17 protein-coding genes are annotated in these 19130 nt (G+C 67.7%); 9 read left to right on the forward strand and 8 right to left on the reverse strand.

The genetic code is table 11. The annotated features are described in order from the left end of the window. Positions 1–26 precede the first annotated feature (26 nt). From ABV408_RS04320 to ABV408_RS04355, 8 genes are all read left to right on the forward strand, one after another. A complete protein-coding gene (locus tag ABV408_RS04320; protein WP_353981218.1) occupies positions 27–2489 on the forward strand; it encodes an LPS assembly protein LptD in 2463 nt (820 codons plus the stop codon). A gap of 92 nt (positions 2490–2581) precedes the next feature. Next, positions 2582–3541, forward strand: coding sequence for a peptidylprolyl isomerase (locus tag ABV408_RS04325; protein ID WP_353981219.1), 960 nt, complete (start codon positions 2582–2584; stop codon positions 3539–3541). A 12-nt stretch (positions 3542–3553) separates the two neighbouring features. After that, positions 3554–4606 carry a 4-hydroxythreonine-4-phosphate dehydrogenase PdxA gene (gene pdxA, locus ABV408_RS04330; RefSeq protein ID WP_353981220.1) on the forward strand — a complete coding sequence of 351 codons (1053 nt, stop codon included), beginning with the start codon at positions 3554–3556 and terminating at the stop codon, positions 4604–4606. Between the two features lie 70 nt (positions 4607–4676). Next, positions 4677–5498 (forward strand): 16S rRNA (adenine(1518)-N(6)/adenine(1519)-N(6))-dimethyltransferase RsmA, encoded by an 822-nt coding sequence (gene rsmA / locus ABV408_RS04335; RefSeq protein ID WP_353981221.1) that lies wholly within the window; start codon positions 4677–4679, stop codon positions 5496–5498. Beyond that, a complete protein-coding gene (apaG, locus tag ABV408_RS04340) occupies positions 5495–5878 on the forward strand; it encodes a Co2+/Mg2+ efflux protein ApaG (RefSeq protein WP_353981222.1) in 384 nt (127 codons plus the stop codon). The genes rsmA and apaG overlap by 4 nt, the downstream gene beginning before the upstream one ends. 81 nt (positions 5879–5959) lie before the next feature. Then, a complete protein-coding gene (locus ABV408_RS04345) occupies positions 5960–6793 on the forward strand; it encodes a symmetrical bis(5'-nucleosyl)-tetraphosphatase (protein ID WP_353981223.1) in 834 nt (277 codons plus the stop codon). A gap of 20 nt (positions 6794–6813) precedes the next feature. Then, positions 6814–7140: a thiosulfate sulfurtransferase GlpE gene (gene glpE / locus ABV408_RS04350; protein ID WP_051895652.1), complete on the forward strand. Its 327-nt coding sequence runs from the start codon at positions 6814–6816 to the stop codon at positions 7138–7140. 8 nt (positions 7141–7148) lie between these two features. Continuing rightward, the gene (locus ABV408_RS04355) at positions 7149–8288 is read left to right on the forward strand and encodes a polynucleotide adenylyltransferase (protein WP_353981224.1); all 1140 of its coding nucleotides are present in this window, start codon (positions 7149–7151) and stop codon (positions 8286–8288) included. 194 nt (positions 8289–8482) lie between these two features. Here ABV408_RS04355 and ABV408_RS04360 read toward each other — a convergent pair whose 3' ends face one another. Further along, complete coding sequence (locus tag ABV408_RS04360; protein ID WP_207031529.1) at positions 8483–9829, reverse strand: gluconate:H+ symporter; 1347 nt, start codon at positions 9827–9829, stop codon at positions 8483–8485. A 360-nt stretch (positions 9830–10189) separates the two neighbouring features. Between ABV408_RS04360 and ABV408_RS04365 the strand changes: the two genes are divergently transcribed. Further along, on the forward strand, positions 10190–10735 hold the full coding sequence (locus ABV408_RS04365; RefSeq protein WP_353981225.1) for a gluconokinase: 546 nt from the start codon (positions 10190–10192) through the stop codon (positions 10733–10735). Between the two features lie 21 nt (positions 10736–10756). Here ABV408_RS04365 and ABV408_RS04370 read toward each other — a convergent pair whose 3' ends face one another. The 7 genes from ABV408_RS04370 to ABV408_RS04400 all read right to left on the reverse strand — a co-directional run bounded on the left by ABV408_RS04370 (position 10757) and on the right by ABV408_RS04400 (position 19105). Then, positions 10757–11767, reverse strand: coding sequence for a LacI family DNA-binding transcriptional regulator (locus ABV408_RS04370; RefSeq protein ID WP_353981226.1), 1011 nt, complete (start codon positions 11765–11767; stop codon positions 10757–10759). Positions 11768–11940: 173 nt separating this feature from the next. Continuing rightward, positions 11941–12960 carry a LacI family DNA-binding transcriptional regulator gene (locus ABV408_RS04375; protein ID WP_353981227.1) on the reverse strand — a complete coding sequence of 340 codons (1020 nt, stop codon included), beginning with the start codon at positions 12958–12960 and terminating at the stop codon, positions 11941–11943. A gap of 150 nt (positions 12961–13110) precedes the next feature. Further along, a complete protein-coding gene (locus ABV408_RS04380; protein WP_353981228.1) occupies positions 13111–14724 on the reverse strand; it encodes a glycoside hydrolase family 13 protein in 1614 nt (537 codons plus the stop codon). A gap of 52 nt (positions 14725–14776) precedes the next feature. After that, the gene (locus ABV408_RS04385; RefSeq protein WP_353981229.1) at positions 14777–16072 is read right to left on the reverse strand and encodes an ABC transporter substrate-binding protein; all 1296 of its coding nucleotides are present in this window, start codon (positions 16070–16072) and stop codon (positions 14777–14779) included. Next, the gene (locus tag ABV408_RS04390; protein WP_353981230.1) at positions 16069–17193 is read right to left on the reverse strand and encodes a sn-glycerol-3-phosphate ABC transporter ATP-binding protein UgpC; all 1125 of its coding nucleotides are present in this window, start codon (positions 17191–17193) and stop codon (positions 16069–16071) included. Before ABV408_RS04390 ends, ABV408_RS04385 begins: the two co-directional genes overlap by 4 nt. An 86-nt stretch (positions 17194–17279) precedes the next feature. Then, positions 17280–18122 (reverse strand): carbohydrate ABC transporter permease, encoded by an 843-nt coding sequence (locus ABV408_RS04395; RefSeq protein WP_035470798.1) that lies wholly within the window; start codon positions 18120–18122, stop codon positions 17280–17282. After that, positions 18119–19105 carry a carbohydrate ABC transporter permease gene (locus ABV408_RS04400; protein ID WP_405049938.1) on the reverse strand — a complete coding sequence of 329 codons (987 nt, stop codon included), beginning with the start codon at positions 19103–19105 and terminating at the stop codon, positions 18119–18121. The genes ABV408_RS04395 and ABV408_RS04400 overlap by 4 nt, the downstream gene beginning before the upstream one ends. Positions 19106–19130 lie beyond the last annotated feature (25 nt).

Here is a 19130-nt window from a genome sequence, read left to right on the forward strand (position 1 = left end):
CTCCACTCGGCAAGGACACAGAGGACATGGGCAAGCGACTGGTCTGGACTGCCCTCACCGGCGTGATTTCATCGACCGCCCAGGCGGCCCCTCCGGCACCGCTCCCGGCGGACCAGCTGGACTGGGTACCCTGGGGCGATCAGGCACCGGCCGGCGCACTGTGCGGCGGACGCTATGTCCAGCCCGGCTATCTGCTGCCCGAAGGGCGCACGCCGGAAGAGGTCCTCTCCAACTCCGCCACCGCGGAGTATGGCGACAACGGCGAGACGATCCTGGGTGGCGAAGTGGTGCTGCGGCGCGGCGACAGCCAGCTGCAGGCGCCGCAGGTGCGGGTCAACGCCGCCCGCGACACCGCCTTCGCCGACGGCCCCCTGACCATTCGCTATCCCGGCCTGCTGGTGCGCGGCGACGATGGCCAGGTCTCGCTCGACAGCGACGCGGCGCGCATCGACGACGCCCACTACGTGATCCACGACCAGCGCGTGCGTGGTGACGCCCAGGCGCTGCAGCGCCTCGAAGACGGCCGCTATCGCATGCGCGAGGCCAGCTTCACCACCTGCGCGCCGGACAGCCGGCTGTGGCGGATCGTCGGCAGCGACGTCACCATCGACCGCGCCCAGGGCTACGGCACTGCCACCAACGCGCGTCTGGAGATGGGCGACGTGCCGGTATTCTACTGGCCCTGGGTACGCTTCCCGGTCGACGATCGCCGCCAGAGCGGTTTCCTGTGGCCGACCCTGGGGCTCTCCAGCGATGGTCTCGATTACAGCCAGCCCTACTACCTGAACCTGGCCCCCAATTACGACGCCACCATCACGCCACGGGTCATCACCGACCATGGCCTGCTGATGGGCGGCGAGTTCCGCTATCTCTTCGGCAGCGATCGCGGCACGATCGATGGCGCCTATCTGGCCAACGATAATGGCGGCAACAACGATAATCCCAACGATCCCAAGGATGCCTTCGACGGCAAGGATCGCTGGTTCGTCGACTATCAGCACTACGGCTACTTCACCGACCGCCTGGATTACGCGCTGCGCTACGGCGCCGCCAGCGATGGCCGCTACTTCGACGACTTCGGCAGCGACTTCGCCGAGCAGGACACCGAGTACCTCGAGCGTCTGGCACGACTCTCCTACCAGGGCACTACTTGGTATCTGGATGCCCGCGCCCAGGGCTACCAGCGCATGCAGTACCCGATCGACGAGAACGATCGCCCCTATTATCGCCTGCCCAGCCTGACCGCCAATGCGCGCTGGCAGCAGGAGAGCGGCTTCTATCAGGAGTGGAACTCCAACGCCACCTACTTCTGGCGTGACCTGCACGGTGTCGATGCCCAGGGCAACTGGTTCGACGAGGACGAGAACCGCACCCGCAATATACCGCTGCGTGAATCGGCCAACGGCTCGCGCCTCAATCTGACCCCGGCCATCGGCTGGCGCGCCCAGCCGAGCTGGGGTTTCCTCGAGCCGCGCTTCCAACTGTGGCAGACCAACTACGAGCTCGACTACGGCAACCGTGACACCTCGCGCGACGAGACCCTGTCACGCACGGTGCCGGTCTACTCGCTGGATTCGGGACTGATCTTCCAGCGCGACGTGACCGCATTCGACCAGGGCTTCAAGCAGACCTTCGAGCCGCGCCTCTACTACGCCTACGTCCCCGAGCGCGATCAGTCCGAGTATCCGGTGTTCGACACCGACGAGCAGGCGATCTCGTGGAGCCAGCTGTGGTCGCCCTATCGCTTCACCGGTGCCGATCGCGTGGGTGACGTCAACAAGCTCTCCTACGGCGCCTCGACCCGTTTCCTCGAGGATGACACCGGGCGCGAGCGACTGGCACTGTCGGTCGGTCAGAGCGCCTACTTCGAAGATCGCAATGTCACCCTGCTCGACGACAGCGACAATCTCACGCCGGCGCAGCGGCGCTACGACGACTATCGGCGCACCCGCGACCGCTCGCCGGTGATCACCCAGCTCGACTGGCGCATCAACGACCAGTGGCGCTCGCGCTATGAGTGGTTCTACGACGATCACCGCTCGCAGACCGAAAAGGCCTCCGCCTACCTGCAATATCTGAGTCCGGCCGGCCATGTATTGAACCTTGGCTACCGTTGGCAGCTCCAAGGTTTCGATCCGGCCAGTGATGCCGACGATCAACTGAGCTACAACCGCGAGGACTTCGACGTCTCGTTCGCCTACAAGGCGACCTCGTCGCTCGATCTGATCGGCCGTTATCTCTACGACAACACCAACAAGCGTGATCTGGAGACGCTGGCCGGGGTGCAGTTCAACAGCTGCTGCAGCGCGGTGCAGGTGGTCTGGCGCGAGTGGGTCGACGACAACGACACCGCTTACACCATCGACGATGACTACACCGATCGCGGCCTGTTCCTGCGCTTCGTGTTCAAGGGACTCGGTGGCGTGGGGCAGAACGCCGATAGCTACTTCGCCAGCGCGGTGCCGGGCTACGAGCCCACCACGTTCTGAGCCGGGCCCGGCGGATGCCGGGCCAGCCGATCGAGATCGAGCAAGACCCGTGATTCTCAAGAGTCGTTCTTCATCAAGCAAGAGAGGTAGGCATGCGTCCTAGAGTGTGGATTCCCCTGGCGCTGGTCATGCTGCTGTCGCCGCTGTCGGCGATGGCCGAAGTGGTGCCGCTGGACCGTATCGTCGCCGTGGTCAACGACGACGCCATCATGCAGAGCCAGCTCGAGCAGCGGGTCTCCCAGGTCAAGAGCCAGCTCGCGTCCAGCAATATCCCCGCGCCGCCGGAGAAGACCCTCGAGCATCAGGTGCTCGACCGCATGATCACCGAGCAGATCGAGCTGCAGATGGCCGAGAAGGGCAAGCTGAACGTCGATGAGACCCAGCTCAATGCCACCATGCGCGGTATCGCCCAGAACAACGGCATGACCCTGGATCAGTTCGCCGATCGCCTGGAGAAGGAGGGGCAGTCGCTGGCCGAGGTACGCGAGCAGGTGCGCCGCGAGCTGCTGATTCGTCAGGTCCAGCAGCGCGAGGTCGCCAACAAGGTGACGGTGTCGGATCGCGAGATCGACCGCTTCCTGGAGCAGGCCGGCCAGAACAGCAACGTCTCCTATCATCTGGCCCAGATTCTGGTCGCGGTGCCGCAGTCGCCGACGCCGGATCTGGTGCGTCAGGCCCAGGCCAAGGCCGAGAAGCTCTATCAGGAGCTCAAGAGCGGCGCCGACTTCCGCAAGCTGGCGGTCTCCGAGTCCGACGATGCCCAGGCGCTGAAGGGCGGCGATCTGGGCTGGCGTCCGGCGGCGCAGATCCCGACCATCTTCGCCGACGTCATCCCCGATCTCGCCAAGGGTGAGGTGAGCCAGCCGATCCGCAGCCCCAGTGGCTTCCACCTGGTCAAGCTGATCGATACCCGCGGCGGCGACGGCAAGCAGATCTCCCGCGAGCAGGCGAGCCAGGCGATCTTCCAGCGCAAGGTCAACGACGAGCTCGAAGCGTGGACGCAGGAGATTCGCGCCAGTGCCTACGTCGACAACCGCCTCGACAAGCAGTGATGGGGTAGTCTGATGGCGTCGACCCAGGCCGCGGCACCGCTGCTGGCGCTGACCAGTGGCGAGCCGGCGGGTATCGGTCCTGAGCTGGCCCTGGCCCTGGCGCGGCGTTGGCCGGCGCTGGCCGCGCGGGTCGTGGTCATCGGCGACCCGCAGCTGCTAGCGGCACGCGCTGCGGCGCTGGGCTGGGCGGTCGAGATCGAGCCGCTCGACCCCAGCGCGCCGGTACCGCCCGCGCGGGATGGCCATCTGCCGGTGTGGCCGGTGGCGCTGCGGCGGCCGTCGCATCCCGGCGCGCTCGACCCGGGCAACGCCGACTACGTGCTCGAGACCCTGGATGTCGCCATCGCTGCCTGTCGCGACGGGCGCGCCGCGGCCATGGTCACCGCGCCGCTGCACAAGGGGGCGATCATCGAGGGTGGCCACCCGCGGTTCACCGGCCATACCGAGTATCTGCGCGATGCCTGTGGCGTCGAGGAGGTGGTGATGATGCTCGCCACGACGATCGCCTCGACGAGCGCCCACCCACGCCCGCTGCGGGTCGCCCTGGCGACCACCCACCTGCCGCTGTCACGGGTTGCCGAAGCGCTCGATGCCGCGAGCCTGACCCGCGTCACGCGGATTCTCGCCGCCGAGCTGACCCGGCGCTTCGGCATCGCCGCGCCGCGTATCCTGGTCAGCGGGCTCAACCCCCATGCGGGTGAAGATGGCCATCTGGGCCGCGAGGAGCTCGACATCATCATTCCGACCCTCGAGCGGCTGCGCGCCGAGGGGCTCGATCTGGTCGGCCCGCTGCCTGCCGATACGCTGTTCACTCCGCGCCATCTGGATGGCGCCGACGCCGTGCTCGCCATGTATCATGACCAGGGGCTGCCGGTACTCAAGTATGCCGGTTTCGGCCAGGCAGCCAATATCACCCTGGGCCTGGGCATCGTGCGCACCTCGGTCGACCACGGTACCGCCCTCGACCTCGCCGGCAGCGGCCGTGCCGATGTCGGTAGCCTCAGGGTGGCGCTGGAAGTGGCCTGTGAGATGGCTACTCGGAACCCAACTGACTCATCTCTCTAACCAAGAGGGTGTTTACACCGCTGTTGAGCGCAGCTTTCCTGTAAACAGTCTCTGAAGGAATTCGTCGTCAATGGCTAACCCAGCCGATTATCCGCGTGGCGCGCTGCCGCGAGCCCGTAAACGTTTCGGTCAGAACTTCCTGCGCGATGCCGGCGTGATCTCGCGCATCGTGCGTGCCATCGGGCCGCGCCCGGGGGAGCGCCTGGTCGAGATCGGCCCGGGGCAGGGCGCCCTGACCGAACCGCTGCTCCAGGCCGCCGGTGCGCTCGAAGTGATCGAACTCGACCGCGACCTGATCCCCGGCCTGCGGGTGCAGTTCTTCGCCTACCCGGACTTCGTGATCCACGAGGGCGATGCGCTCAAGTTCGATTTCCCCGCGCTGGCGGCCGCGGATGGCCGCCCGCTGCGGGTGGTCGGCAATCTGCCCTACAATATCTCCACGCCGCTGATCTTCCATCTGCTGGCGGCGCGCGGCGCCGTCGCCGATATGCACTTCATGCTGCAGAAGGAGGTGGTGGAGCGTCTCGCCGCTGAGCCTGGCGGGCCCGACTGGGGACGCCTGTCGGTGATGACCCAGTACTACTGTCAGGTGGAGTCGCTGTTCGTGGTGCCGCCGGAAGCCTTCGTGCCGCGGCCCAAGGTCGACTCCGCCATCGTGCGCCTGACGCCCCACGCCGAGCTGCCCGCCGTGGCGCACGACGAGGCGCGCTTCGCCGAGATCGTGCGTGACGCCTTCGGCCAGCGGCGCAAGACGCTGCGCAACAATCTCAAGGGGCTGGTCGAGGCCAGTGAACTCGAGGCGCTGGGGATCGACCCCGGCCGTCGGCCGCAGACGCTGACAGTGGCCGAGCTGGTGGCCATTGCCAACCGGGTCACGGAGCGCGAGGCATGAGCGAACTGGCCGCGCAGATCGGGGTCGAGGTCGAGCCCGACTACCGCGCCGACGAGTCGGACCCGGCGCAGTCGCGCTATGTCTTCAGCTATACGGTGACGGTACACAACCGCTCGCCGCGCGAGATTCAGCTGCTGTCGCGCTACTGGAAGATCACCCAGGGCAACGGCAAGGTGCAGGAGGTGCGCGGCAATGGCGTGGTCGGCAAGCAGCCGGCGATCGCCGCCGGCCACAGCTTCCGCTATACCAGCCGCGCGGTGCTGGCCTCCCCGGTCGGGGTGATGCAGGGCAGCTATGGCTGCATCGATTGCGAAAGCCAGGAGGCCTTCGAGGTCACCATTGCACCGTTCCGACTGGCGACTCCCAACCAGGTTCACTGAGCCGCGCCGGGTGCCGGCCCATTCATCCCAGAGGGCTCCCCAGCCTTCGATCCAGACTGACCATCGAGAAGGACGACGACCATGGCCATTTATGCCATCGGCGACCTGCAGGGCTGCTACGCTGAGTTCGATGCACTGCTGGCGCGGCTCGACTTTTCGCCCTCCCGCGATCGGCTGTGGCTGGCCGGCGACCTGGTCAACCGCGGCCCCGGCTCGCTCGCCTGCCTGCGCCGGGTGATGGCGCTGGAAGGCGCGGTGGAGACAGTGCTAGGCAACCATGACCTGCATCTGCTGGCGGTGGCGCGCGGTCACGGCAAGCTCAAGCGCAACGATACCCTGGCCGAGATACTCGACGCGCCGGATCGGGATGCGCTGATGGCGTGGCTGCGGGTCCAGCCGCTGCTGGTCGCCGACCCGGCCCGCAACCGGGTGATGACCCACGCCGGGCTGCTGCCGCAGTGGTCGTTGGCCCAGGCGCGTGAGCTGGCGGCAGAAGCCGAGGCTGTGCTCGGCGGCGACGCGGTCGATGAGTTTCTCGCCGAGATGTACGGCAACCGCCCGGCGCGCTGGTCGCCGCAGCTGGCGGGTCTGGATCGCCTGCGCAGCATCGTCAACGTCTTTACCCGGATGCGTTTCATCGACGCCGAAGGTACCCTCGACTTCAGCGCCAAGGAGGGGCTCGATACGGCACCGGCGGGCTTCGCCCCCTGGTTCACCTATCCGCGCCAGCATCCGCGCGAGGAAGCGCTAACCCTGCTGTTCGGCCACTGGGCCGCGCTGGAGGGAGAGACGCCCGGGGCCCGGGTGCGCGCCGAGGCGCTCGACACCGGCTGCGTCTGGGGCGGCTCGCTCACGGCGCTGGACCTCGACAGCGGCGAGCGTATCGCCGAACCGTCGCAGCAGCTGCGACGCTGACGCCATCTCAGAGGGGGCACATGCCACATCCATTCGAACATCTCGACGCCGCCACGCTCATCCAATGGCTGGGCGAAGGACGCAGCCTCACCCTGGTCGATATCCGCGATCCACTGAGCTTCGCCCAGGGGCACATTCCCGGCAGCCGTCATCTGGACAACTCCAGCGCCGCCGAGCTGGTCGAGCAGACACCTACTGCGCAACCGCTGGTGGTGGTCTGCTACCACGGTCACTCCAGCCAGCAGGCCGCCGCCTGGCTCGCCGGGCAGGGCTTCAGCGAGGTCTACAGTCTGGATGGCGGCTTCGTCGACTGGGCGCATCGTCACCCTGAACGGGTCAGCCGCTAGGGGGCGCCATGCACGCTGACAACGATCCCCATCTCGCCGGTCTCGAGGTCTATCTGGTCGGTGGCGCGGTGCGCGATGCGCGCCTGGGCTGGCCGGTCGGCGACCGCGACTGGGTGGTGGTCGGTGCCAGCGTCGAGCAGATGCGCCAGCGCGGCTTCCAGCCGGTGGGGCGCGACTTCCCGGTGTTCCTGCATCCGCAGACCCATGAGGAGTACGCGCTGGCGCGCACCGAGCGCAAGCGCGGCCACGGCTATACCGGTTTCGAGGTCCACGCCAGCCCCGAGGTGACGCTGGAGGCGGATCTGGCGCGGCGGGATTTCACCATCAACGCCATGGCCGAAGGCGCCGACGGCGAGCTGGTCGACCCCTACGGCGGATGCGCCGATCTCGACGCCAGAGTGCTGCGTCACGTGTCGCCGGCGTTCGTCGAGGACCCCTTGCGAGTGCTGCGCGCGGCGCGCTTTCTGGCCCGCTACCGCCATTTGGGGTTCACCATCGCCGGCGAGACCCTGGCGCTGATGCGTCAGCTCGTCGCCGGCGGCGAGATCGCGCATCTGGTCGCCGAGCGCGTCTGGACCGAGACCGAAAAGGCCCTGACCGAGGTCGACCCCGCGGCCTATTTCGAGACCCTGCATGCGTGCGGTGCCCTGGTGGTACTGATGCCACCGCTGGCCGACGACACCCTGACGAATGCACTGGCGCGGCTGGGCAGCGTGCCCAGCGATCTCGACGAGCCGGCGGTGTGGCGCTGGGCGCGTCTCGGCGAGCATCTCGAAGCGGGCGCCCAGCGCGCGCTCAACGATGCCGTCAAGGCGCCCAACCGCTACCGCGACGCCATGCGCCAGGCGGCGCTCACCCGCGACCTGCGCAGCCGCTGTGCCCGGCTCAAGGTCGCAGGGTCCGGCGATATCATGGCCTGGCTCGACGGCATCGACGCCTGGCGTCGGCCGGAGCGCCTCGATCCGTTGCTGGCACTGATCGCCCACGAAGACCCGGCCCTGGCCAGGGACCTCGCCCTGGCCTGGCGGCTGGCCTCTCAGATCCTGCCCCAGACCCTGCTCGACGAGGGCCTGCGCGGGCCGCAGCTCGGCCAGGAGCTGGCCCGGCGGCGGGAGCAGACCATCCGTGAGGCGCTGGAGACGGCGTAGACAGTGGCGGCAGGTAGGCATCCGCGCGCCAGCCGCCGCACCCCTCACATTTCCTTCGCAGACCATGCCCCGCGAAGATCATTTCCCTCGAAGACCATGCCACTCGCAGACAAAAACGCCCGCGGCGATCACTCGCCGCGGGCGTTCGACGTTTAACGCCGTATTGCCGAGCGCAGATAGTTTTCGTATAGAGCCTAGACGAACAGGCCCACGATCAGCGCCATCACCAGACCGGTCAGGCCGATGATGGTCTCCATCACCGTCCAGCTCTTCAGGGTCTGCGCTTCGGTGAGACCGAAGTAGCGGTTGACCAGCCAGAACCCGGAGTCGTTGACGTGGCTCAGTACGGTGGCCCCCGAGGCGATCGCAATCACGATCAGGCCGAGCACCGGACCCGACAGGCCCAGGGTAGAGATGACCGGGGCCATCAGGCCGGCGGCGGTGATCATGGCCACGGTGGCGGAGCCCTGGATCACGCGCACCGCGGTGGAGATCAGGAATGCCAGCAGAATCGGCGGCAGCGCGCTCTCGGCCATGATGTCACCCATCACGCCGCCCACACCGGAGTCGATCAGAACCTGCTTGAACACGCCGCCTGCGCCGGTGACCAGGATGATGATGCCGGCCGGTTCCAGCGCCTTGGTGGCGACTTCCATCACCTGTTCGCGGGTCATGCCGCGGCGCGTGCCCAGGCAGGTGAAGGCGAGCAGGGTGGCCAGGGTCAGCGCCACGAAGGGGTGGCCGAGGAAGGTCAGCGCGGCCAGGACCGGGCTGTCCGCCGGCAGGATCACGCCGGAGACGGTGTTGAGCACGATCAGCGCCAGCGGCAGCAGGATGATCGACAGGATCAGCTTGAAGCTGGGCAGGTCGCGGGTATCGCCCGGCTCCTTGGGCAGCTCCATGTAGTCGGGGATCTGGGCGTCGATGCGCTTGGCGATCCAGCGCCCGAACAGCGGCCCGGCGATGATCATGGCGGGCAGGCCGCAGATGGCGCCGAACAGGATCACATAGCCGAGGTCGGCGCCGATCAGCTTGGCCACCGCGATCGGGCCGGGTGTCGGCGGAATGAACGAGTGGGTCACCGCCAGCCCGGCGAGCAGCGGAATGCCGTAGTAGAGCAGCGAACGCCCGGTGCGCCGGGTGAGGGCATAGATCAGCGGCACCAGGATGATGAAGGCGACGTCGAGGAAGACCGGAATCGCGACCAGGAAACCAGTGACCCCCATCGCCCACTGCGAGCGGTTCTCGCCGAACTTGTCGAGCAGCGTGCTGGCCAGGCGATCGACCCCGCCGGAGACCTCCAGCATCTTGCCGAACATCGCGCCCAGACCGACCACGGTGGCAACGAAGCCGAGGGTACCGCCCATGCCTTTCTCGATGGTGTCGAGCAGCTCCTCGACGCCCATGCCGGTCGCCAGACCCACGACACCGCTGACCACCAGCAGCGCGACGAAAGCGTGCAGGCGCAGACGCATGACCAGGTAAAGAAGGACGATGATGCTCCCCAGCGCGGCGAGGATCAGAGAGGTGGGACTGTCCATGAGGATGAAAACCCTTTGTTAACGAAGCACTGACTAACCGCTGAAGCGGCGCCGGATATAGCCGCTGGCGTGGTGCATCCAGCACCTGCCGGGCGAGATCCCGCGTGACGCTATGCGCCTTTGGTGGCGTTGTGCTCCGGTGTGGAGTTGGCGAGAATGAATGTTACCGGTAACAAGTTGGCGGCAACAATGCGCCTAAAGGCGTAGAGACAAGCTGCTAGGTGAGGGGTACGCCTAACAGCACCTTTCTCAGCCGCTAGACGACGTGGTCTTATCCGGCGGCGCGCGCCGCCAGTAGAACGATTCATCAGCAGGCCGGTCCATCAGCAGACCGATTCATCAGCGAAAAGAGTCCGAGGCATGAAAACCAATCAGGGACATCGCATCGTCGTCATGGGCGTGTCGAGTTGCGGCAAGACCGAAATCGGGCAGCGCCTGGCGGCGCATCTGGGTGGGCGTTTTCTCGACGGCGACGACTACCACTCCGAGGCGAGCGTGGCCAAGATGTCGCGCGGTGAGCCGCTCACCGACGACGACCGCGCCGGCTGGCTCGCCCGGCTGAGCGAGATCCTGGGCGCGGCGCGGACAGCGGACGAGACCCTGGTGGTGGGCTGCTCGGCGCTCAAGCGCCGCTATCGCGACATTCTGCGCCAGGGCGACCCGGCGCTCACCTTCGTCTATTTGCGCGGCAGCCGCGAGCTGCTGCTCGAGCGCATCCAGTCGCGCAAGGATCACTTCTTCAAGGGCGAGGCGATGCTCGACAGCCAGCTCGCCACGCTGGAGGCGCCGGGCGACGACGAGGCGGTGACGGTGGATATCGATGCCGGCATCGAGACCGTGGTCGCGCGTGCCGCCGAGGCGCTGGCCGAGCGCTATGCCACTCGGGCCGATGGCGCCGCCTCCTGATCGGTTCGGGAACCTGGCCGCCTAACCGATACTGCCGCCGCATCGCACTTCGAACCCCAGATCTTCACTGTGCGGCCGGCAGGGCTGGCCGCCGAGGCGCGCCAGCAGGCGTTCGGCGATCACCTCGCCGATCCGTCGACGCGGGGTCACCACCGTGGCCAGGGGCGGGGTCGTCGCCTCCACGATATCGAGCCCGTTGAAGCCGGCCAGGGCGAGTGCCTCGGGTACCGCCAGGCGGCGGCGCTGACATTCGAACAGTGCGCCGGCGGCGAGGTCGTCGTTGCAGCAGAATACCGCCTCCAGCGCCGGCCAGCGCTGCAGCATCGATCCCAGCATCTCACCGCCGAGTCGATAGCTCGACGGCTGCGGCGTGGTCAGGCAATACTCGGTGGACAGATCGGCAGCGCGCAGCGCGGCTTCCCAGCCGGCCATGCGCAGCTGGGCGCGGTGATCCATACGTGCGCCGAGAAAACCGATCCGACGGTAACCGCGGGCGACGAACGTCTCCGTCAGTGCCCTTCCGGCGGCGGTCTGATCGAGCCCCACGTTGATATCCAGTGGCGTCGGGGTCAGCTCCAGCGTCTCCACCACCGGCACCCCGGCCCGTCGCAGCAGCCGCTCGGCGTGTTCGGTATGGCGGGTTCCCGAGAGCACCAGGCCATCCACCCCATAACCCAGGTAGGTGTCGATCAGGCGCTCCTCCTCGAGGATCGAGTAGCCGGTATGCCCGATCAGCAACTGATAGCCGGCAGCGCGCAGGCCCTCCTCGATGCCCCGCTGGATATCCGAGAACACCGCGTTGGAGAGCGACGGGATCAGCAGTGCCACACTGTGGCTGCGGCCGCTGGCCAGCGCGCCGGCAGCGTGGTTGGGGATATAGCCGAGCTCGGCGCTCGCCGCTTCGATGCGCTGGCGCAGCGGCAGCGAGACCCGCTGCGGCTCGCGCAGGGCACGCGAGACGGTGATCTTGGTGACTCCGACCCGGTCGGCGATATCCTGAAGCGTGACGCGTCCCGAAGCTCGGCGCGGCATGACGATCTCCCCAGCACGGCGGCGGCGCCCGACGCGGGTGAGCGATGAGCAGCATCGCGCCCCAGGCGGGTCAGGTGATGATGGTTAGCGGTAACTTCGTGGGAGACTAGCATGGCGCCATGGCCTTGGCTGTGCGGCCATGGTTGTAGCCGATCGGCTCCGTGAGGCCCGCCTCAGGGTGCGCTATCGCCGATCAGCAGCTCGGTCTCCAGGGTGCGTGAGCGGCGCGGTTCGAGGTCGAGCAGCATGGCTGCCGCCAGCCGGCCCTTGGCCGCGCTGTCCTGGCGGACCGTGGTCAGGCGGGGTCGCCGCTGCTGACCTTCGGCGATGCCGTCGAAGCCGGTGATGCGCAGATCTTCCGGCACCCGCAGCCCGCGCCGCTCGGCCAGGTCGATGGCGGTCAGGGCGATACGGTCGGAGAGACAGATCAGCAGGTCCGGGCGTGACGCCGCGGGCTGGTCGAGCAGCGCCGCGACCACCGGTACGCAGCCGTCGTAGGTGTTCTGGTCGATGTTCCACAGCGCTACGCTGTCGGGGTCGATGGCGGCCTCCGTCAGTGCCCTGAAGATCCCGTCCAGGCGCCGCCGGGTGATGGTGAGATCGGCCGACAGCAGCGCCTCGGGACCGATCTGGCCCTCGTGCGACTGGGTCAGGCGTAGCCCGACGATGGCGACCCGCCTGGTAGGCTGGCGCAGGGCGTGACGGGTCAGGGCGAGGCTGGCCGGATAGTTGTCGATGTTGACCGCCGGAATACCCGGCAGATCGATGTCGATGGCCACGGCGGGGCGCCCCGCGATCAGGTCGAGGATGCGCGAGGAGGCGCCGTGCAGGCCGTAGACGATGACGCCGTCGGCCATGTCGACGCCGCCGGTGGTCTGCTCCAGGCGCCCGGGCAGCAGCATCAGCGAGTGGCCGTGCTGATCCAGCTGCGCGGCGACGCCCGCGATCAGCTCGCTGGCGACGCTGTCGCTCAGGCTGTAGAAGAGGTTCTCCGCCAGCAGCATGGCGACGATGCCGGAACGGCCGGTGCGCAGCATGCGACCACGGGAGTCGGGGCCGTGATAGCCGAGCGCGGCGGCGGCGGCGAGGATCTCCTCACGCCGGGCTTGTGAGAGCTGATCGGGGCGGTTAAAGGCGTTGGAGACGGTGGCGGCGGAAACGCCGAGACGCGCGGCCACCGTCTTCAGCGTCATGCGCTTGGTCGGACTCACGCGCGCAGGCCGTAGGTGGGGCGCCGCGTCGCGCACTGCTGGCGCCGTACAGAGAGGGCCGTGGCCGGGGACATGCTCGAGTCTCCTCGTCGAGGGCGGATGACGGCCGCGGCGCCGGCCGTCACTCCATCTTCAGGTCGCGCGCAGCCAGACCGCGGCATTGCCGGCCAGCGTCGCGTCGCTGACCGCATCGGGCTGGCTCTGGGCGAGCACCGATGCCGCCGGCAGCGCGACCGGGGCGTCGCCCAGGTTGAGCACCACGTGCACGTCGCCGTTGGTCAGTACCAGCACGTCTTCACGCGGGCTCGGTGCCCACGCCAGTTCGCCCTGCCCAAGGTTATGGTCGCGGCGCAGCTTGAGCAACCGCTGATAGAGCGTGAGCGTCGAATCCGGCTGATCGCGCTGACGATCGACAGCGTAGTCGGCGTAGTTGTCCGGCTGCGGCAGCCAGCGTTCGCCGCTGTCGTTGAAGCCGAAGGCGGGGGCCTCGGCACGCCACGGCAAGGGTACGCGGCAGCCGTCGCGGCCGCCATCCTCGCCGCCGGCGCGGTGGAAGCCCGGGTCCTGGCGGTAGTGGTCGGGCATGCGGGTATGGTCCGGCAGGCCCAGCTCCTCGCCCTGGTAGAGATAGGCGGAGCCGGGCAGTGCCAGGGTCAGCATGATGATCGCCCGCGCCCGGCGCAGGCCCAGCGCCTCGTCGGGCTGTTCGTCGCCGATACCGATCTTCTGCGGGCGTGCGCCTGGGTTCGACAACCCCAGACGCGAGGCGTGGCGTACGCCGTCGTGATTGGACATCACCCAGGTGGTGGTGGCGCCGACCTCACCGGTAATGGTCAGTGAGCGGTCGATGATGGTGCGCAGTTCCGCGGCGTCCCAGTGGGCGGTGAGATAGTCGAAGTTGAACGCCTGCTGCATCTCGTCGGGGCGAATGTAGCGCGCCACCCGTTCCGGCTTGAGCCAGGCTTCGGCGACCATCATGCGGTCGTCGCCGTACTCGGCCAGGATGCGATGCCAGCGGCGGTAGATATCGTGGACGCCGTCCTGATCCCACATCGGGCCGCGGTTGCCGCCCTCGACCATCACCTGCTCGCCGTCCCAGTCGGGCAGGCCCGGCTGCTTGATCATGCCGTGGGCGACGTCGACGCGGAAACCGTCGACCCCACGGGCGAGCCAGAAGCGCAGCACGCGCTCGAACTCGTCACCCACTTCGGGGTTGGCCCAGTCGAAGTCGGGCTGGGCGCTGTCGAACATGTGCAGGTACCACTGGCCGTCGTCGACCCGGGTCCAGGCGGCGCCGCCGAAGATGCTCTGCCAGTTGTTGGGCGGCAGTTCGCCCTGCTCGCCGCGCCCGTCGCGGAAGAGATAGCGCGCGCGTGCCGCGCTGCCCGGCGGGCTGGCCAGCGCCTCCTGGAACCACACGTGCTCGCTGGAGCTGTGATTGGGCACCAGATCGACGATCACCCGCATGCCGCGCTCGTGGGCCCCGGCCAGCAGGCGGTCGAAGTCTTCGAGCGTGCCGAACAGCGGATCGACATCACAGTAGTCGGAGACATCGTAGCCGGCATCGGCCTGGGGCGAGCGGTAGAACGGCGACAGCCACAGTGCATCGATGCCCAGCGCGGCGAGATAGTCGAGTCGTTCGGTGACGCCGGCGAGATCGCCCATGCCATCGCCATTGGCGTCCATGAAGCTGCGCGGATAGATCTGATAGATGACGGCGTCGCGCCACCACTGTTGCTGGGTCATGCAGAATTCCTCGTCACAAGGTGAATCATGGCGTCGGGGGACGGCGTGGCGATCACCACTGCCGCCGCTTGAGTCGGGTCAAGGTCTGGTCGAGATCGGCGAGCGCCGCCGCCGGCTGGGTGCGCCCGGAGAGCACCGCGTGCACGCCGTTGAAGATAGCGTTGGAGACCCGGGCATAAGCCTCGCCGGTCACCGCCGAGGGGCGCGCCACGGCGTTCATCAGCACCGGGCGCAGCACGCTCATGGTGGGGTTGGCCGCCACCACCTCGGCGTCGTCGTAGAGCGCGATCCGGGTCGGGTTCATGCCATTGTTCAGGGCGTGGCGACGCTGCACCTCGGCACTGGTCATATAGCGCGCCAGCGAGATCGCCGCCTCCGGTGTGTCGGTGTAGCGCGAGACGGCGAAGTTCCAGCCACCCAGGGTGCTCACCGAGTCGGCATCGGGGCCGTGGGGCAGCGGCGCGACGCCGATCTTGCCGCGTACCCGGCTGCCCTCACGCTGGGCCAGCGACCAGACGTAGGGCCAGTTGCGCATGAACACCGCATTGCCGCTCTGGAAGACGCCGCGCGCCTCCTCCTCGGTGTAGTTGAGCACCCCGCGCGGGGCGATGGTGCCGATCCAGCTCGCTGCCTCGGTCAGCGCCGCCGTGGCCTGGGGGGTGTCCAGCGTGACCGTGCCGTCGGGTTCGACGATGCGCCCGCCGTCGTAGCCGGCGATCCACTCCAGCGCGTTGCAGGTCAGGCCCTCGTAGGCGCGGCCCTGGAACACGAAGCCCCACATCTCGTCGGCGCCGGCGGCGCGCTCGGCCTGCTGGATGCTGGCCGCGGTGTCGGTCATCTCCTGCCAGGTCTGTGGCACCGGGCGCTGGTACTTGTCGAGCAGATCCTGGCGGTAGTAGAGCAGGCCGGCATCGGTGTACCAGGGCAGTGCCACCAGACGGCCATCGACGGTATTGGCCTCGATCAGCGCCGGGAAGAAGGCCTCGCGCTCGGCCGGCGACACGGCCTCGCCGAGGTCGAGCAGATGCGGTGCCAGCAGCCCCGGCCAGGCGATATCGACCATCATCACGTCGACATCCTGGGAGTGGCTGTTGAGCAGCTGCTGAAATAGCGCCAGCTTCTCGGTGGTGGCGTTGGGGGTGGTCACCACCTTGACGCTGTTGCCGCTCTGCGCCGCCCAGGCGCGCGCCGCGGTAGGGCAGTAGTCGCCGTCGCCGCCACCGCCGCAGGCGATGGCGACCTCGGCGGCCTGGGCCGTCGAGGTGACTCCCAGCAGGGCCAACAGACCCAGAGCGACACGCCAGCCGCGCGGCCTGTGCACTGAACGGTGGAGAGGCGTGAGGCTCATGAGGCGGCCCCCTGCGGCTCAGAACGGGATTCGCGACTTTCGTGCGGGGGTACCGCGCGCCCGTCGGAGTCGAACAGATGGGCATGGGTCGGATCGAAATCGAGCGTCACCCGCTGGCCGCGCTGGAACGGGCTGGGCGCCTGGGTGCGGCACACCAGCAGCTCGCCGTCATCGCGCTCCAGATAGAGATAGGCTTCGCTGCCGAGGTACTCGACGTTGACGATCTCGAGGCCTTTGCCGCTTTCGCTGGCGGAGGGGATCAGATGCTCCGGGCGCACGCCCAGGGTCGCCTCGCTGGCGCCACCGGTGGCGAAGGCCAGTGGCAGCGTGCGCTGACCGACGGCGGGAATCTCCACGCGGCAGCCCTGCTCGGCGTCGGCCTCGGCGGTGACTTGGATGAAGTTCATCTTGGGCGAGCCGATGAAGCCGGCAACGAAGCGCGACGCCGGGCGCTCGTAGAGCTCGCGCGGGGTGCCGATCTGCTCCACATGGCCGGCGTTGAGCACCACGATACGGTCGGCCAGGGTCATCGCCTCGACCTGATCGTGGGTGACGTAGATCATGGTCGAGCCCAGGCGCTCGTGGAGCCGCGCGATCTCGTTGCGGGTCTGCACTCGCAGCGCTGCGTCGAGGTTGGAGAGCGGCTCGTCGAAGAGCAGGATCTTGGGCTCGCGGGCCATCGCCCGGCCGATCGCCACGCGCTGGCGTTGGCCGCCGGAGAGCGCCTTGGGCAGGCGCTCCAGCAGCTCGTCGAGCTGCAGGATCTTGGCCGTCTGGCGGACCCGCTCGTCCACCGTCTGCTTGTCCTGCTTGGCCAGTTTCAGGCCGAAGGCGATGTTGTCGTAGACGCTCATGTGCGGGTAGAGCGCATAGGACTGGAACACCATGCCGATGCCGCGCTCCGGCGGCGTCAGGTTGTTGACTCGTTGGTCGTCGATCATCAGATCGCCGTGGGTGATCGATTCGAGCCCGGCGATCAGGCGCAGCAGGGTCGACTTGCCGCAGCCCGAGGGGCCGACGAAGACGATGAACTCGCCGTTGTCGATCTGCATCGAGACGTCGTCGATCACCTGGGTGCTGCCGAAGCGCTTGTTGACTCGTTCGAGCGTCAGACCAGCCATAGTTTCTCCTACCCGAAAACGGGGAAAGCAGTAGTCGCGGAAAGCAGGTGGCGAACAGCTTTAGTCGCGGAAAGCACCAGAGGCATTCAGCCCTTGACGGCACCGGCGGTGAGCCCGGAGACGATACGCCGCTGGAAGATCACCACCAGTACCACCAGCGGCACGGTGACGATCACCGAGGCGGCCATGATCGGCCCCCACGGCAGCTCGTACTGGCTGCCGCCGGAGATCAGCGCGATCGCCACCGGCACCGTGCGCTGCGAGTCGGTCAGGGTGAAGGTCAGGGCGAACAGGAACTCGTTCCACGCCGCGATGAAGGCCAGCAGGCCGGTGGTGGCCATCGCCGGCCACAACAGCGGCATGAACACCTTGGTCAGAGTGACCCAGGGCGAGGCGCCGTCGACGATCGCTGCCTCCTCGAGTTCGTCGGGTAGCTGGCGCATGAAGGTGGTCAGAATCCACACCGTGAACGGCAGAGTGAAGATGGTGTAGCTGAGGATCAGCCCGCCGGGGGAGTTGTAGAGATCGAGCGTGCGGATCACCTCGAACAGCCCCGACAGCACCGCCACCTGGGGGAACATCGACACCCCCAGCACGATCATCATCACCGTGGTGCGCCCGCGAAAGCGCACCCGGCCCAGCGCCCAGGCCGCGGTCAGACCCAGCAGCAGGGCGATGAGCACCACGCTGAGGGCGACCACTACCGAGTTGCGGATCGCGGCCAGGAAGGTCGGCTGCGACAGCACGGTGACATAGTTGGAGAAGTCCAGGCTATCGACCCAGTAGCTCACCTCGAAGAGCTGACTCGACGGCTTCAGCGAGGTCACGATGGCGTAGTAGAAGGGGAAGATGGCATAGAGCACCAGCACCGCCACCAGCAGCCAGAAGCCGGTTTTCAGTGCGATGGCCTTGAGTCTGCGCAGCGTCATGACCCACCTCCCAGCTGGCGGCGTCCGAGATAGAGATAGACCACCGTGACCAGCGCGATGATCATGAACAACAGCGTCGAGGCGGCGCTGCCGTAGCCCACGTCCTGGAACTCCACCAGCTGCTGGCGAGCGTAGATCGACATCGTCATGGTCGAGGCAGCGTTGGAGGTCAGCACGTAGATGACGTCGAACACACGCAGCGCGTCCAGGGCGCGGAAGATCACCGCCACCAGCAGGGCCGGGGTGATCAGCGGCAGAGTGACGCGGAAGAAAACCCGGACCGGATGGATACCGTCGACCTTGGCCGCCTCGTAGCAGTCCGAGGGCAGCATCTGCAGCGCCGCGAGTACCAGCAGGGCGACGAACGGGGTCGCCTTCCACACGTCGACCATGATCACCGCCCACATCGACAGGCTGGCATCGGCGGTCCACGACAGCGGTGCGTCGATCAGCCCCAGGGTCATCAGCAGGTGGTTGATGATCCCGAACTGATCGTTGAGCATCCACGCCCAGATCTTGGCCGAGACCACGGTGGGGATCGCCCACGGGATCAGCATCGCCGCGCGTACCAGGGTGCGACCACGGAAGTGGGCGTTGAGCACCAGCGCCACGATTACCCCCAGCACCGCCTCCAGCGATACCGACACCAGCGCGAAGTAGAGCGTGTTCCACACCGACTGCCACCACAGCGGGTCGGCGAGGATGCCGTACCAGCCGTTGTCGTAGACCAGGTAGTTCTCGAGCCCGATGAAGTTGGCGCCCTCGAGGCTCGACAGGCTGGCGTCGGTGACGCTGAACCAGAAGGTGCGTGCCAGCGGCCAGCCGGCGACCAGCGCCAGGCCGACCAGCATCGGCGTCAGGAACAGCCAGGCCGCGCGCACCCGGCGCCGGCGTACCCGGGTGCCGCGCTCGCGGCGCGGCCGTACCGGTTGGTTGGCCTCTAGCGTGCCGCCCGGTGTCGGGGCGGCCGGCGTCTGCGCCATCGTGGGTTGCCGATTAGCCATGGAT

Source organism: Salinicola endophyticus (genome assembly GCF_040536835.1).
Classification (GTDB): Bacteria; Pseudomonadota; Gammaproteobacteria; order Pseudomonadales; family Halomonadaceae; genus Salinicola; species Salinicola endophyticus_A.